At 42.9% G+C, this 14,264-nt stretch carries 14 protein-coding genes and 1 other annotated feature; of the genes, 10 read left to right on the top strand and 4 right to left on the bottom strand.

Annotated features, from left to right (window positions below; all coding sequences use genetic code 11):
* Window positions 1-112: 112 nt before the first annotated feature.
* Window positions 113-348 (bottom strand) — a binding site (T-box leader).
* A 176-nt stretch (window positions 349-524) separates the two neighbouring features.
* The 5 genes from SLU01_RS06205 (at window position 525) to pepF (ending at window position 6,628) form a co-directional block, all read left to right on the top strand.
* Window positions 525-1,730: a putative glycoside hydrolase gene (locus SLU01_RS06205; RefSeq protein ID WP_147056382.1), complete on the top strand. Its 1,206-nt coding sequence runs from the start codon at window positions 525-527 to the stop codon at window positions 1,728-1,730.
* A 434-nt stretch (window positions 1,731-2,164) separates the two neighbouring features.
* Window positions 2,165-2,563, top strand: a complete 399-nt coding sequence (gene spxA, locus SLU01_RS06200; protein ID WP_060206922.1) for a transcriptional regulator SpxA — start codon at window positions 2,165-2,167, stop codon at window positions 2,561-2,563.
* Between the two features lie 242 nt (window positions 2,564-2,805).
* Window positions 2,806-3,462: an adaptor protein MecA gene (mecA, locus tag SLU01_RS06195; RefSeq protein WP_147056380.1), complete on the top strand. Its 657-nt coding sequence runs from the start codon at window positions 2,806-2,808 to the stop codon at window positions 3,460-3,462.
* Between the two features lie 142 nt (window positions 3,463-3,604).
* Entirely contained in the window at window positions 3,605-4,756 is a 1,152-nt protein-coding gene (locus SLU01_RS06190; RefSeq protein ID WP_147056378.1) for a competence protein CoiA, read from the top strand.
* A 51-nt stretch (window positions 4,757-4,807) separates the two neighbouring features.
* Window positions 4,808-6,628, top strand: a complete 1,821-nt coding sequence (gene pepF, locus SLU01_RS06185; protein WP_174842618.1) for an oligoendopeptidase F — start codon at window positions 4,808-4,810, stop codon at window positions 6,626-6,628.
* Between the two features lie 490 nt (window positions 6,629-7,118).
* Here the strand turns inward: pepF and SLU01_RS06180 are convergent, their stop codons facing one another.
* From SLU01_RS06180 to SLU01_RS06170, 3 genes are all read right to left on the bottom strand, one after another.
* Window positions 7,119-7,928: a DsbA family protein gene (locus SLU01_RS06180; protein ID WP_246110901.1), complete on the bottom strand. Its 810-nt coding sequence runs from the start codon at window positions 7,926-7,928 to the stop codon at window positions 7,119-7,121.
* The gene (locus tag SLU01_RS06175; RefSeq protein ID WP_147056376.1) at window positions 7,925-8,317 is read right to left on the bottom strand and encodes a globin domain-containing protein; all 393 of its coding nucleotides are present in this window, start codon (window positions 8,315-8,317) and stop codon (window positions 7,925-7,927) included. The genes SLU01_RS06180 and SLU01_RS06175 overlap by 4 nt, the downstream gene beginning before the upstream one ends.
* Before the next feature lie 93 nt (window positions 8,318-8,410).
* A complete protein-coding gene (locus SLU01_RS06170) occupies window positions 8,411-9,115 on the bottom strand; it encodes a lytic transglycosylase domain-containing protein (protein ID WP_147056374.1) in 705 nt (234 codons plus the stop codon).
* A 144-nt stretch (window positions 9,116-9,259) separates the two neighbouring features.
* On the opposite strand from SLU01_RS06170, the gene SLU01_RS06165 reads away from it, so the two are divergent.
* The 4 genes from SLU01_RS06165 to SLU01_RS06150 are packed head-to-tail and all read left to right on the top strand — an operon-like array spanning window position 9,260 to window position 12,042.
* Window positions 9,260-9,658, top strand: coding sequence for a UPF0738 family protein (locus tag SLU01_RS06165; RefSeq protein ID WP_147056372.1), 399 nt, complete (start codon window positions 9,260-9,262; stop codon window positions 9,656-9,658).
* 15 nt (window positions 9,659-9,673) lie between these two features.
* Window positions 9,674-10,342, top strand: coding sequence for a GTP diphosphokinase (yjbM, locus tag SLU01_RS06160; RefSeq protein WP_147056370.1), 669 nt, complete (start codon window positions 9,674-9,676; stop codon window positions 10,340-10,342).
* Window positions 10,254-11,147 (top strand): NAD kinase, encoded by an 894-nt coding sequence (locus tag SLU01_RS06155; protein ID WP_373866395.1) that lies wholly within the window; start codon window positions 10,254-10,256, stop codon window positions 11,145-11,147. The genes yjbM and SLU01_RS06155 overlap by 89 nt, the downstream gene beginning before the upstream one ends.
* Window positions 11,119-12,042 carry an RluA family pseudouridine synthase gene (locus tag SLU01_RS06150; RefSeq protein WP_147056366.1) on the top strand — a complete coding sequence of 308 codons (924 nt, stop codon included), beginning with the start codon at window positions 11,119-11,121 and terminating at the stop codon, window positions 12,040-12,042. The genes SLU01_RS06155 and SLU01_RS06150 overlap by 29 nt, the downstream gene beginning before the upstream one ends.
* A gap of 2 nt (window positions 12,043-12,044) precedes the next feature.
* On the opposite strand, the gene prpE is transcribed toward SLU01_RS06150, so the two are convergent.
* On the bottom strand, window positions 12,045-12,785 hold the full coding sequence (gene prpE, locus SLU01_RS06145) for a bis(5'-nucleosyl)-tetraphosphatase PrpE (protein ID WP_147056364.1): 741 nt from the start codon (window positions 12,783-12,785) through the stop codon (window positions 12,045-12,047).
* A gap of 92 nt (window positions 12,786-12,877) precedes the next feature.
* On the opposite strand from prpE, the gene mgtE reads away from it, so the two are divergent.
* Window positions 12,878-14,251, top strand: coding sequence for a magnesium transporter (gene mgtE / locus SLU01_RS06140; RefSeq protein ID WP_147056362.1), 1,374 nt, complete (start codon window positions 12,878-12,880; stop codon window positions 14,249-14,251).
* The last annotated feature ends 13 nt before the right edge of the window (window positions 14,252-14,264 follow it).

Genomic DNA, 14,264 nt, shown 5'->3' with positions numbered 1-14,264 from the left:
GCGGGGTCTTCAGCTCATGCTATTCCCGCCGGAGTCGCCGCCTTCCACTCCAATCAACGGAGCCACTAAAAAATGATAAAAGCAAAACAAAAAAACACCAGTCATCCCTAATGAAAGGGACGACTGATGTTTTATCAACCGTGGTACCACCCGAATTAGCCTGCGTGCAGGCCACTCTAATCCCTTAACGCGGGATACGTGATGGGCTACTGGGACTTCGTTGTAAAATCCCATTTTCACCGATCAAGCTCGGGAATCCAATTCCTCTTGTTCGTCATGCCTGTTCACACCGACCACAGGCTCTCTGATATGTCGCAACAAGAATACTCTTTCCGTCTCTGCTTTTCGCTAATAGTTGTAAAAAGTATAATACGGTCTTTGAAAGAAAGCAACTGAAAGATTCTATTCGCATGAATGAAAAACAAGAAATGATGTTTTTCGACAAGGAAATTAGGGAAAAGACTACTTAGCCTATTCTTTGCATTTTTGCTTTGATAGAATAAGTGATAGGAAGGAAGTGTCATATGAAAACCGTGAAATTACTAAGTTCGGTATTGCTTGCGGCAGCAGTTGCCGTGCCAGCGACCGTACAAGCTGATGAATCAAAAAACGGAATCGAATTTACTGAACGTACATATGGATTTGAAACGATCGACGATACAATTGTAGCTAGCTCTAAGTTATACCGTTACGATTCTGGACTTGTTTTCGAATACCCGGATGCAGTGAGGGGGATATACGTAACAGGGCATTCGGCAGGAGGTTCCCGTTTCGAACGATTGCTGAAATTACTCGATTCAACCGATTTGAATGCGATGGTCATTGATATTAAAGATGATTACGGAAATTTGACGTATAAACCACAAGAGGATTCGCCGTTATTCCCTATGGAAATCGGGAAGCCTTATATTAAAGATCCGCAAAAGATGCTTAAGACACTTGAGGCTGAGGGCGTTTATCCGATTGCGCGAGTGGTAGTTTTCAAAGATAGTGTGCTTGCTGAAAAACGTCCCGACCTGTCATTCATGGATGGCGAAGAAGTATGGAAAAACGGACGGGGTGAATCGTTCGTCAACCCATTCATGAAAGAAGTTTGGGATCATAACGTGGAGATTGCAATTGAAGCAGCAAAAATGGGGTTCCAGGAAATTCAATTCGATTATGTCCGGTTCCCCGAAGGTTTTGAAAAACGGGCAGAAACATTAGGCTATACGATGGAAGATTACAAGGAGTCAGAACTTGATCCAATACAGCGCCGAGTGGAGGCAGTGACCGATTTTGTTGCGTATGCAAGAGAACAATTGAAGCCATATGATGTCGATGTTTCCGTTGACATATTCGGCTATTCGGCGACGTTGCCGGAAGCTCCTGGAATTGGCCAGAATTTCTCCAAGATATCAGAGAATGTTGATGTCATTTCATCCATGATTTACCCGAGCCATTGGACTTCCTATTTCGGTATTCCGAAACCCGATCTTGAACCATACCGACTTATAACAGAATATGCAAAAGTGGAAAACACGAAACTTGGCGAACTGGAAACACCGCCGACTTCGCGTCCGTGGCTCCAAGATTTTAGTGCCCCATGGCTAGGTTCTGGAAATTATCTACACTATGGTAAAAAAGAAGTTGAAGCACAAATAAAAGCATTGAAAGATAACGGCATTGACGAGTATCTTTTATGGAATGCTGGTAATAATTATACAGAAGGTGTAGATTATACGCCTTAAACAAAAGTTCCGGAAGCTGAGAATAAAGTTTCCGGAACTTTTTACATATTCGCGTGAAACTTTTTTGATTACTGTTTCGTACTAATATGTATAAGGAACGAACCAATGTGTCGCACAAAGTGCTTTCCTTTGCTTTGTTTTCACTCAGTGATTTCTAAATGAGAAAATGACTTTTTTGATATGGAAATGTTTAAACGTTCCATTCACCGGGTATAACAGTAGAGAAGTGTAAAAGTACATAACCAAAGGAGCTGCAAACCTTATATTATTGCGGAAATGTGACAAAGGAAAGAGCTGTATCACTTTTTTTTGAAAAAGTGTATTCATTGAGAATGAATACGTGTATAATGATAGGTAAGTTCATTACTTTAAAATGATTCTAATTTGGTTTATAAATAAAAACGAGCAAGCCGACTGAAAGGAAGTGTCAGCGAATGGGAGTTACATTATTTACCTCACCTAGTTGCACATCATGTAGAAAAGCGAAGGCATGGTTGGAAGAACATGAAATTCCATACTCTGAACGCAATATTTTTTCAGAGCCTTTGAATATCGATGAAATTAAACAAATCCTACGTATGACTGAAGATGGAACGGATGAAATCATTTCAACACGTTCGAAGATCTTCCAAAAATTGAATGTAGATGTGGAAAGCCTTCCACTACAGCGTTTATATGAATTGATTCAAGAACATCCAGGCCTATTAAGAAGACCAATCATTCTTGATGAAAAAAGACTTCAGGTAGGGTATAATGAAGATGAAATCAGACGCTTCCTACCAAGAAAAGTAAGGGCCTATCAGCTGCTTGAAGCGCGGCGTATGGTAAACTAATTTAAGACATAGTACAGCTGATAGGGAGTTGACAGGCAAATATGTCAGAACCCTATCAGCTTTTTAATTACTACGCTTTATTTGCTCGTGTTCATTTCATCTGCTATCATTATTGGAACTCCCAAGAGGAAACCCTTTCAAAATCTTGCAGACGGTCATATAGTAAGAATAAGCATTGCAGGTTTATTGCGAAAATAAAAAAGTAGGCGCGAGCCTATTTGTAAGGAAGGGAGAGAAAAGGGATGGAAATAGAGCGTATCAATGATAATACCGTAAAGTTTTATTTATCGTATATAGACATTGAAGAACGGGGTTTTACGCGTGAAGAGGTATGGTATAATCGCGACAAAAGCGAAGAGCTCTTCTGGGAGATGATGGATGAAATCAATGATGAGACCGAATTTGAAATTGAAGGTCCATTGTGGATCCAAGTCCATGCGATGAATAATGGGATCGAAGTAACCGTAACACGCGCACAAGTTTCGGATGACGATAATGCTGATGCTCATTTTGGAATGGATGATCCGAGAAAACATTATGAGCCGGATCCTAGTATGTTCACGAATCCCGAACAACTTATGAATGAATTAAACGACGAACCTGTTGTATGGACTTCCGATATGTTCGTGTTTGAGGAGTTCGAGAATCTGATTCCATTATCGAAAAAAATTCCCCCATACTCAGTAAAATCATCTCTCTATTCATTCGAAAATAAGTTCTATATGCATGTCATTTATGATGAAGCTGAAATGGATGATGAAGATAAATCCGATTTCTGCAGTATCATTTCAGAATATGGTTCCTTGTCCCAAGTTACGATCCATCGGCTAGAGGAATATGGCAAAATCATTATGGAATCCGATGTTTTGGAAACCGTTCATAAATATTTTGGTGAATGAGTAATCAAAGCTGTCCCTTTTAATTCGGGGACAGCTTTTTTTGTGCAAAATATATCACTGCCATTCACATAAATATAATTCCAACTTCATATTGTTTGCAATTTTAATTTAAAATTCTTACAATTACGTTGAAAGGAGTGGGATGAAAATTTTAACAGCCAGCACGGAAGATGGCCAGATGATTATTTTGTCTTCAGATTTGGATAAAGAGGAAATTCGGAAGTGGAGAGGGAAGCGTCGGTTTTATTGTCCGCAATGTAAAAGCCCTCTCTTGTTGAAAGTCGGCGACATCGTCGTTCCTCATTTTGCACATCAAAAGGATTCATCTTGCAGTGCCTCTTTTTCAGAAGGAGAATCACCGCAACATTTAAAAGGCAAACTGTTATTGCATCAATTGCTGACAGCGCGTTCACAAAACGTCAGGTTGGAACCGTTTTTAAAAGAGATTTCGCAACGCCCCGATCTCATTGTTACGTCGAAAACAGCTAACGTTCCGATTGAGTTTCAATGCAGCACCGTTCCTATCCCCCTATTAGAGGAACGGACGGATGGATACCGGAAGACCGGTATGACGCCTATTTGGATTTTGCATACCCCGGCAAAATTCGCAGCAATCCCCCAAGGTGTAGGCCTATTCCATTTTTCTAAGTTTCAGGAATGGTTTATCGTCAACACCCCGCCTGAAGGAGAAGTGCTCCTTACCTTTAATCCCTACATGAAAACATTTCACTACTTTACTAGTTTGTTACATATAGCAGGCCAGCGGTATATTGGCATGCATCATATTTTGCCAATCGGTTTTCAATTTTTCCCGTTTGTCCGCCCGAAAATACCTTCCGAGGAAGAGGTGAAGCAGTATGCCAGACTGTATCGTTTAAAACGCAGAGAAAAACTTGAAAGATGGATTTTATTGAATCGAAAAGGCATTAATGATCCATTCTTAAGAAGCTGCTATGAAATGAGAATTTCGCCATCCAAACTGCCGCCATATATTGGGGTGCCTCTATCGGAAAACCGTACGTTCCGTGAAGCCGATGTTGAGTGGCAGATGCGACTCATTTATTTTATGAAGCGGAATCGGTTGCAAACGCAGGATATGACAGTGAGGATCCTTTGGCGATTTGTGTACGGTTTTGAAAATCCGACAGAGAAAAAAATCATTGCTTGCCAAAAATATATTTCATTTCTTAAGCGGTATGGGTTTGATTCCCTTTGGAATAAAACAGACTTCAGTGAAAAGGGGATTTTGTATTTAATTTCAGAAAGATTTCTTGCAAATGAAGGAAGGAATTGAGAGAATGAAAATGATTCGTTTTACGAAGAAAGAGGATAGGGAGGATTTTGGATGACAACTGAAGTGAAAAACAAAGTATTAACACGTGATCAAGTGAATGTAGAAGAGACTTGGCGTCTTGAAGATATTTTTGCGACAGATGACGCTTGGGAACAGGAATTCAAAGGGATTGAAGAACTTTTAGTGAAGGCTGAATCCTATAAAGGAACGCTGAGCAATGGCGCCGATGCATTGTTCGAAGCGCTTTCCTACCGCGATGCGTTATATCAGCGGATGGGCAAGCTGTATACGTATGCTCATTTGAAAGGCGATCAAGACACGACAAACAGCTTCTACCAGGCGATGGAAAGCCGTGCGAAATCTTTGTACGTTAAAGTTTCGACAGCGCTTTCTTATTTCACTCCGGAATTGTTGACAATCTCTGAGGCGGAACTGACTAGCCTTGCCGAGAACAATGAAAACTTGAATGTGTACAAGCATGAGTTCGAGGAAGTGAATGCTTATCGCGCTCATATCCTTCCGGCTGAACAGGAAGCAATCCTTGCGCAAATGGGCGAGGTGACAGGCAGTTCGTCCGAAACGTTCAGCATGCTGAACAATGCTGATTTGACATTCCCGATGGTGAAGGACGAAGATGGCGAGGAGTCTGAGCTCTCACACGGACGTTATATCCGTTTCCTTGAAAGTAAAGACCCTAAAGTGCGGGAAGAGGCGTTCAAAGCGATGTACAGCAAGTACGGCGAATTCAAGAATACATTCGCATCGACATTGAGCGGGAACGTGAAAAAGAATAATGTGTACGCTCGTATTCGGAAGTACTCTTCTGCGCGTGAAGCGGCATTAGCTGCAAATCATATTCCTGAACAGGTTTACGATAACCTCGTCAACACCATTAATAAAAATCTTGGCTTGCACCACCGTTACGTTGCGTTGCGCAAAAAAGTGCTTGAGTTAAACGAGCTTCATATGTGGGACATGTTCGCGCCGATGGTTAAAGACGTGGAAATGAAAGTACCTTACGAGGAAGCGACTGGAACGATGCTGGATAGCTTCCATCCACTAGGGGAAGAATATAAATCCATCGTTCAAGAAGGACTTGAAAACCGTTGGGTAGACGTACGCGAGAATAAAGGGAAGCGTTCAGGCGCTTATTCATCTGGTTCATATGGAACGAACCCATACATTCTTATGAACTGGCATGATAATGTCAATAATTTATTCACACTGGCACATGAATTCGGTCATAGTGTCCATAGTTATTATTCCCGCAAGACGCAACCGTATAATTATAGCGGTTACTCCATCTTTGTTGCGGAAGTCGCTTCCACTGTGAACGAGGCGATTTTGAATGATCATTTATTGAAAACGATCGATGATGAGCAAAAACGCATTTATCTGCTGAATCATTGGCTAGAAGGATTCCGTGGCACTGTATTCCGTCAGACGATGTTTGCGGAATTCGAGCATCGGATCTATCAGCTTGACCAGGAGGGCGTTGCTTTAACGGCCGATAAACTATCCGAAGAATATGCTGCGTTAAACGCGAAGTATTTCGGAGAAGCTGTTGAAACTGACGCGGAAATTGCTCTTGAATGGGCACGTATTCCTCACTTCTACTACAATTATTATGTTTACCAATATGCGACAGGTTTCAGTGCAGCAGTTGCATTGAGCAACCAAATCCTGACGGAAGGGCAGCCAGCTGTCGACCGTTATATCAACAATTTCTTGAAAGCCGGCTCATCCGACTATCCGATTGAAGTTCTTAAAAAAGCGGGCGTCGATATGACGAGCACAACACCAATCGAAGAGGCGTGCAAAGTGTTCGAAGAAAGACTGAATGAATTAGAAGCGTTGTTGAATAAACAATAATGGAAAGAAGTCCGACTGCAATTAGGTCGGACTTTTTTTGTGCAGCCAGTTATATCCATATAACAAAAGATGAAGCGCTTACATTATTGGTTTTTATGTAAATACGATTGTTCTATCGCCCTCTGATTCTTTAGGTATAGGTTTTGTCGTGAAAAATGTTTGTGACAGAGATGTGAATTTTCATGTGAAATGTTGCTTTAACTATTATTTCATGATAAATTATAGATGTGAAATAAATCACAAACCAAACATACACCCCTTTTGTTTGAACGTGAACATTTCTCCCATTCCCTTTGATAAAGAGCATCCCTCTCCCCCAGGAGCGGATGCTCTTTTCGTATTTATACATACTACTTATTAGCCCCGTCCAAAGTGAGCAACTCCACGTCCAAAGCGATCCGTCTCGCGTCTAAAGAAGACCATCCAGCATCCAATTCCAACAAAAAAACAGATGCCTGATCAATCCAGGCATCTGCTATCGTATTAATTGCTAAACAATTCGTTTGCGCCAAAGGGTCATGTTGTTCATTGGCAGTCTTTCGATCTTTTGCATCAGAAGTTGCTTTTTCAATTCTCGTTCTGCCGACTTTTCCGGGATATGGTAGATTTCGGCGATCTCTTTTGTGGCAAGTGTGTCAAAACGTTGGAACAGGTCATCGAGCGATGGGGGAGCATCCGGTGTAATTGGATTTCCGACCATTTCTTCTAAAATTTGAACGTAAATTTCATAGGAATGAAGCCCGTTCACCTTCAATCCTTCGTCCTCGATGTTTTCATTGAAGAATACGAAAGACGGTGCATCGTCGACTTCCATTTCGTTTGCTAAATACAAGTCCACTTGCAGTGAACGAACTACATTGTGCGATGAAAAATCGAGGATGAATTCATCGACGTCCAAGCCTAGATTTTCTGCAATCTCGACGAGCACTGAAAAGGAAAGGACGTTTCTCGATTTTACATATGTGTATTCATACAACTTTGAAAGAAAACGGAAACCTGCTCGCTTTCCTTGAAACTCGGCCGCTTTCATTGCGATGCTTGGAAAAGCCGGATGATGTTTGTCGCATGCTGTTAAGTCGTTTTTATCGTTTAAACAAGTTAAGTTCATCTTCGGCAATGAAGTTCGAAGCACAATTTTTAACGTGAAATACTTTTCATACTCGATCTGCAATTTACGAAGCAAAGGTTGGAGTGCCCAGCTTTTGCTGCATAATGGATCGACGAATGCATAGACTTCAATCGGCTTTGACAAGGATGCTGTGGAAGTGACACAGTTTTCCAACATAGTTTCCCGGTTCACCGCTCATCCTCCTCGTTTCTGTTCACCATATGATTCGCGGTTAAAACGAGTCGTTGATAATACACTTCACGAAGTGGTCCTTCGAGTTCTACATCATCCATCGCTTCCTTCATGCAAGCGAGCCACGCTTTTGCACGTGTGGGGGTTATCGGGAAAGGCATATGACGCGCCTTCATCATCGGATGTCCGTGTTCTTCCGTGAATAAATTCGGTCCGCCTAAATATTGTGTTTGAAATTGTTTCTGCTTTCGTGCTGTTTCCGTCAGGTCTTCAGGGAAAATCGGATATAAGTCCGGGTGGACAGCCACTTTTTCATAAAAACGATCGATGAGCTCAGATAATTTTTCAGCACCGATTTCCTCATAAGGAATCAAAGGTTTTCGAGTCATGTATGTCAATCTCCTTTGCTCTGACTGTATGGACATTTTATCAACCAAACATTTCTTTCACAAATAAATTGCCTTCGTGTGAAAGAAAAGCTGTCAGACTTCGAAATGATTATAATAGTTTAGCACTTTGGAAACGTATTGCTCAGTTTCTTTAAAAGGAGGGATTCCTCCATATTTTTTAACATTTCCGGGACCAGCGTTATAAGCTGCTAATGCCAATTCCACATTGCCGAACTGGTCAAGCATTTGCCGCAAGTATTTTGCGCCGCCCATAATATTCTGTTCAGGGTCTAGACGATCATTTACACCTAATAATCTTGCAGTCCCAGGCATGAGTTGCATTAAGCCCATCGCTCCAGCGCCGCTGACAGCGGTGCTATTAAAATTGGATTCTTGCTTAATGACGGATGCTATCAAGTTTTCAGGTAATCTATATTTCGCCGCCGCTTGCTTTATAAAATCGCTATATCCATTCCCGTTCATAGAAACGGGAGATTCACTGTTAAATTGTCCGGCATATTGGCTAAAGGCAGCTTCGATCCCATTTGGCAAGTAAACACCATTTGTTCCGGCATATTGCAAGCCTTCCATTGTTTGAAGCCCGCTCAGCATGCCGAATGACTGTTGTGGAAGCATACTGGCCCAAGATGACTCGCTTTCCGTGCCGCCCATCAGCTCATTAAGCATCGTGCTGAACAATGAAGAACTCGTTTGCTCATTGGTCGTCAAAGACTGCACCGAACCTAACGTCTGCATCGCCTGTATATCCATCAACGTGCGTATAATCCGCGCATCCATGCTGTTACTTCCTTTCTTTTCTACTTGCTGAAGTTCCTTCTGAATCAAGTATATCAAGTATTGGGCAAAAACGCATGCTACAGACTGCATAGGAGCCTCTCATATGGTAGACTAAACGTATGATCATTGAAAGGAAGAAGACATATGCGAGTACAAAACCAAGTGATAAAAGGCCAGAAAAACGGTGACACCATTCAATTTTTATTGGACTCAGAAGCGAAGCGTCCGAACGGAACACCATCTGAAAAAATGATAACAGATTCTGAAGAAATTGCCTTTGTCTATTTATTGGATGACGAGGAAGGTTATGCTTACATACATTTTCCAAGGGATACATGGGCTTTTATGGCACAAGTGCTGCAAGGTGATGACGATCCGGCCCTCATCTGGAACGGCGAATCAATTCCTTTGCCCGGCTTTATAGAAGAGCTAACAATGCTCGTTTATAATATTGAAGGCAACGACAATTACGGAGAGGCATTTACGACTGCAGTGGAGCATGAGTTCGAAGCCTTCCTTCAAAGTCAAAGCATCAACTACTAGTCGGGAGGGCTACTGATGAAGGAATGGAAACAATTTCTTGAACCGTATAAACAAGCTGTTGCGGAATTGAAAGTGAAATTGAAGGGGTTGCGCGCGCAATATCATCTTGAGGGTGTCCATATGCCAGTGGAGTTCGTAACCGGACGACTAAAACCGCTTGCCAGCATCTACGACAAAACGCTTGAAAAAGGCATTCCATTCAAACCTTCGGCAGAGCTTGCAAAAGAATTGCCTGATATAGCGGGTCTCCGAATAATGTGCCAGTTCGTCGATGATATTGGAAAAGTGGTCGATACGCTGCGTAGCCGGTCGGATATGCGTGTAGTGGAAGAAAGAGATTATATTTCAAATAAAAAACCAAGCGGCTATCGATCTTATCATATGATCATTGAATACCCTGTCCAAACAATCCATGGTGAAATGTTGATACTTGCGGAAATCCAAATCCGCACATTGGCAATGAATTTTTGGGCATCGATTGAGCATTCCTTGAATTATAAGTATCAAGGGGAATTGCCGGATGAAATTAGGCATCGCCTGGAACGCGCGGCAGAAGCCGCCTTTAGCCTGGACGAAGAGATGTCGCTCATCCGCGATGAAATCCACGATGCGCAAAAGTATTTCAGTGCCTATAAGGAATCCGCTGAGAGAGATTATAGTGAACAGCGCCGGAAAGGGGAGTGACAGTATGAAATTTGCAATCCAGACTAGAAATGATTCATTATCAGATCGATTGACAGATGAGGCTAAGGGATATTTGACCGATTTCGGGCTTGTCTACGATGAGAATGAACCGGATATCGTGCTATCAGTCGGAGGAGACGGCACATTGCTTCATGCTTTCCATAAATATATTCATCGTTTGAAAGACACGGCATTCATCGGCATCCATACAGGTCATCTCGGCTTCTATGCTGATTGGAAGCCCGCTGAAATGGAAAAGCTAGTCCTGTCCATTGCACGAAAAGAATACAACGTCATTGAATACCCTTTGTTAGAAGTGACGATCAATTATCGCCATACCGATAAAGCAGCTACGTATCTAGCTTTAAATGAATCGACGGTCAAATCCCCTGAAGTGACGCTTGTTATGGACGTGGAATTGAACGGTGTGCATTTCGAAAGATTCCGCGGGGACGGACTATGTATGTCAACGCCATCGGGCTCGACTGCATATAATAAAGCCCTCGGAGGCGCGATTATCCACCCATCCTTGGAGGCTATCCAACTGACAGAAATGGCGTCCATCAACAATCGGGTGTTCAGGACGGTCGGTTCTCCGCTCGTCTTGCCGTCCCATCATACTTGTATTTTAACACCTGTAAATGGACCGGATTTCATGGTGACGATCGATCATTTGCAGCTTTTGCATAAAGACGTGAAATCGATTGAATATAAAGTGGCGGATGAAAAAGTCCGTTTCGGCAGATTTCGACCATTCCCGTTTTGGACAAGAGTCCATGATTCGTTCATTGCAAGTGATGAATGAAAAACGGTTCGCTTTGGAATTCACCGTCGATAGTGAAAGAATTCTTTTGCGCGAGTTCCTACAAGCGATGGGCATTTCGAAGCGGACATTGACAGCAGTGAAATACGAGGGCGGCAAGTTGCTTGTGAACGGAGCGGAACGGTCGGTACGGCATATATTGTGTAGAGGGGATTTAGTTCTTGTTGAATTCCCTCCTGAAGAGCCAAGTGAAGGGTTAGTTCCCGAAATAGGGCCGCTTGAAATACTCTATGAAGACGATGCGATTTTAATCATTAATAAGCCTGCGGGGCAGGGGACAATTCCGTCGCGGGATCATCCGAATGGAACGGTTGCGAATTATGTAGCGGGGAAGTTCGCGACTGAAAAGATTCCTTCGACCGTGCATATTGTTACGAGGTTGGATACAGATACATCGGGTCTTGTATGCATTGCAAAAAACCGCCATATCCATCATCTGCTGAGTGAACAGATGAGGACAGTCGGTTTTCATCGGGGTTATATGGCGTTCGTGGAAGGGTATATAGAACAGGATGCTTTCGTTGTTGAACAGCCTATCGGTCGAAAAGACGGCAGCATCATTGAGCGGACGGTCCGGGAAGATGGACAATATGCTAGGACTGATGTGCGAGTGCTTGAACGATTTGTGCGGAATGAAATGCAGTACACTTCGGTATTTCTTAAGCTCTTTACAGGTCGAACCCATCAGATTCGGGTGCATATGAAATGGCTTGGACATCCACTCATCGGCGATGATCTGTACGGCGGTTCGCGGGAAATCCTAGGCAGACAGGCATTGCATTGTGCTTCCATCGGATTTCGACATCCGCTGACGGGAGAGCCACTAATGTTTACTAGTGAACTTCCGCTAGACCTTCTCCAATTGAGGCTTAAGTGAGTTCAATCAAAATGAGTGAACTTTTCAGGGTTGAATGGTTGCAGGGATGGAACTGATACGATTTCCATTTCCGGATAGCGGACCGCAGTCAGTTTTCCTCCGAACACGCAACCGGTGTCGATGTTGACCGTTTTGTGAATGAACCTTGCTTCTAGAACCGGTGTATGACCATAGACTATCCATGCATTCCCGCCGTATTTCTTTGCCCAGTCCCTTCTGACAGGACGACCGTCGGGGAGTGTTTCGCCTGTGGTGTCACCGTAAAGGACAAATGACTGTATTTTTTTTGAAAAAGGTTGTCTTATCATCTGTTCACGGATTCCCGCATGTGCGATAATGAGTCTTCCGCCGTCCAGATTTTCGTACAAGGGAAGCGCCTCGTAAAATCGTTTATAACGATTTGAAAATCGGTTTTTGTCTTTCGCCGGTAAAGCATTCAATTCAGCCATTGTCGTTTCCAGCCCATGTGTTTGTTGGACATTTCTGCCGATGGAAAGGCGATAAAGTTTATTGCAGTGATTCCCGGGGGAATAGATCAGTTTATGGTTGTCCTGTAATGTAAACATCAATTCGAGTGTCTCTTTCGATGAAGGACCTCGATCCATCGCATCGCCGACAAACGCAAGCTGTCTCCCATCTTTATGTACGGGCAATCCTGCGTCAAATGAATAGCCGAGCTTCTCAATCAGTAAGAGCAGTTCATCGTAGCATCCATGGATGTCGCCAATAATATCCAGTTTCATCATCAGTTCTCCTTTGCTTAACTATACGTTGTCTTACTATTACCTTGATTCAATGCAAACATGCATGTCGGAGCGGAAAGGAAGGTGCAGCCATGACTGTAAATGAAGAAGTACGCGATGATATTATCATCGATGAAGGAAAATTGATCGAAGCCCTGGAAAAACAGGATATCAAATCTTTCCGTGACGAATATTTAACGCTTCACCCATATGATCGAGCTGTTTTCTATGAGAAGGTTGACGAGGATCATCGAAAAACAATGTATTTTTTCCTTTCTCCAAAAGAGTTGGCGGAAATTTTCGAGACAAGTGAAATTGATGAAGATGAGTATAGACAGTTCCTTCAGGAGATGGACACGACGTATGCCGCGGACATGATTTCTTACATGTTCGTCGATAACGCGGTAGATGTCCTGAAAGAACTTGATAAAACTCAAATAGCCAGTTATTTGACGTTAATGAATAAAGAAGCGGCTGCACAAATTAAGGCGCTCTTGCATTACGAGGAATATACAGCTGGTTCAATCATGACGACAGAATACGTTTCAATCCCGCAAAATTCGACGGTACGATCAGCGATGACGATTTTGCGGAATGAAGCCCCTTCAGCCGAAACGATTTATTATGTCTTCGTCGTCGATGAAGACAACCGTTTAACGGGGGTCGTATCCCTGCGAGACTTAATTATAACGGATGAGGACACATTGATCCGTTCGATTATGAATGAACGTGTCGTCAGCGTTTTAGTCTCGGATGACCAAGAAGACGTCGCTCGTACAACACAGGACTATAATTTATTGGCAGTGCCGGTCGTTGACTTCCAATATCATATGCTTGGGATTATAACAGTCGATGATATTATCGACGTCCTCGATGAAGAGGCATCGGACGACTACTCCAAGCTCGCAGCCGTTTCGAATATGGACTCCTTCGATAAGACTTCCTTATCAGCTGCCAAGAAAAGGATTCCATGGCTGATCATTCTTCTCATACTTGGCATGTTGACAGCGAATTTGATTGATTTATTTACAGACACGATTTCGCAGGTCGCTTTACTAGCGGCTTTCATTCCGTTAATTGCCGGGACGGCGGGAAATAGCGGTACTCAGGCGTTGGCGGTAGCGGTTCGCGGGATTGCGACGCGAGATGTTGAGGATGAAAGCAAGTTCAAGCTCTTATTGCGGGAAGCGGGAACAGGTTTAATCACCGGGCTCGTCTGTGCGATTTTTGTCGTTGGCCTTATTTTCGTATGGAAACATGAATTCATCATTGCCTTATTGGTCGGTGTTGCGATCATGGTCTCCATCTTTGTTGCAACCATTTCAGGCTCTTTCATTCCGTTGTTCATGCATCGGATGAAAATCGATCCAGCTGTGGCATCAGGTCCATTCATTACAACATTGAATGACTTGATCAGTATTATCATCTATCTTGGATTGGCGACGACCTTCATTAATAGCCTTTAAAAGTGTGGAAAGA

The organism is Sporosarcina luteola (assembly GCF_007991495.1).
Taxonomy (GTDB): domain Bacteria; phylum Bacillota; class Bacilli; order Bacillales_A; family Planococcaceae; genus Sporosarcina; species Sporosarcina luteola.
Note: the sequence above shows the minus strand (reverse complement) of the source record. Positions and strands in the feature narration are given on the sequence as shown.

Excerpts from the sequence above, each read along its gene's own strand:
- SLU01_RS06205 (WP_147056382.1), top strand. The coding sequence starts at position 525 with ATGAAAACCGTGAAATTACTAAGTTCGGTATTGCTTGCGGCAGCAGTT.
- SLU01_RS06155 (WP_373866395.1), top strand. The coding sequence starts at position 10,254 with ATGAAATCCACGATGCGCAAAAGTATTTCAGTGCCTATAAGGAATCCG.
- SLU01_RS06190 (WP_147056378.1), top strand. The coding sequence starts at position 3,605 with ATGAAAATTTTAACAGCCAGCACGGAAGATGGCCAGATGATTATTTTG.
- yjbM (WP_147056370.1), top strand. The coding sequence starts at position 9,674 with ATGAAGGAATGGAAACAATTTCTTGAACCGTATAAACAAGCTGTTGCG.
- SLU01_RS06175 (WP_147056376.1), bottom strand. The coding sequence starts at position 8,317 with ATGACTCGAAAACCTTTGATTCCTTATGAGGAAATCGGTGCTGAAAAA.
- SLU01_RS06170 (WP_147056374.1), bottom strand. The coding sequence starts at position 9,115 with ATGGATGCGCGGATTATACGCACGTTGATGGATATACAGGCGATGCAG.
- pepF (WP_174842618.1), top strand. The coding sequence starts at position 4,808 with ATGACAACTGAAGTGAAAAACAAAGTATTAACACGTGATCAAGTGAAT.
- spxA (WP_060206922.1), top strand. The coding sequence starts at position 2,165 with ATGGGAGTTACATTATTTACCTCACCTAGTTGCACATCATGTAGAAAA.
- SLU01_RS06150 (WP_147056366.1), top strand. The coding sequence starts at position 11,119 with ATGATTCGTTCATTGCAAGTGATGAATGAAAAACGGTTCGCTTTGGAA.
- mecA (WP_147056380.1), top strand. The coding sequence starts at position 2,806 with ATGGAAATAGAGCGTATCAATGATAATACCGTAAAGTTTTATTTATCG.
- prpE (WP_147056364.1), bottom strand. The coding sequence starts at position 12,785 with ATGAAACTGGATATTATTGGCGACATCCATGGATGCTACGATGAACTG.
- mgtE (WP_147056362.1), top strand. The coding sequence starts at position 12,878 with ATGACTGTAAATGAAGAAGTACGCGATGATATTATCATCGATGAAGGA.
- SLU01_RS06165 (WP_147056372.1), top strand. The coding sequence starts at position 9,260 with ATGCGAGTACAAAACCAAGTGATAAAAGGCCAGAAAAACGGTGACACC.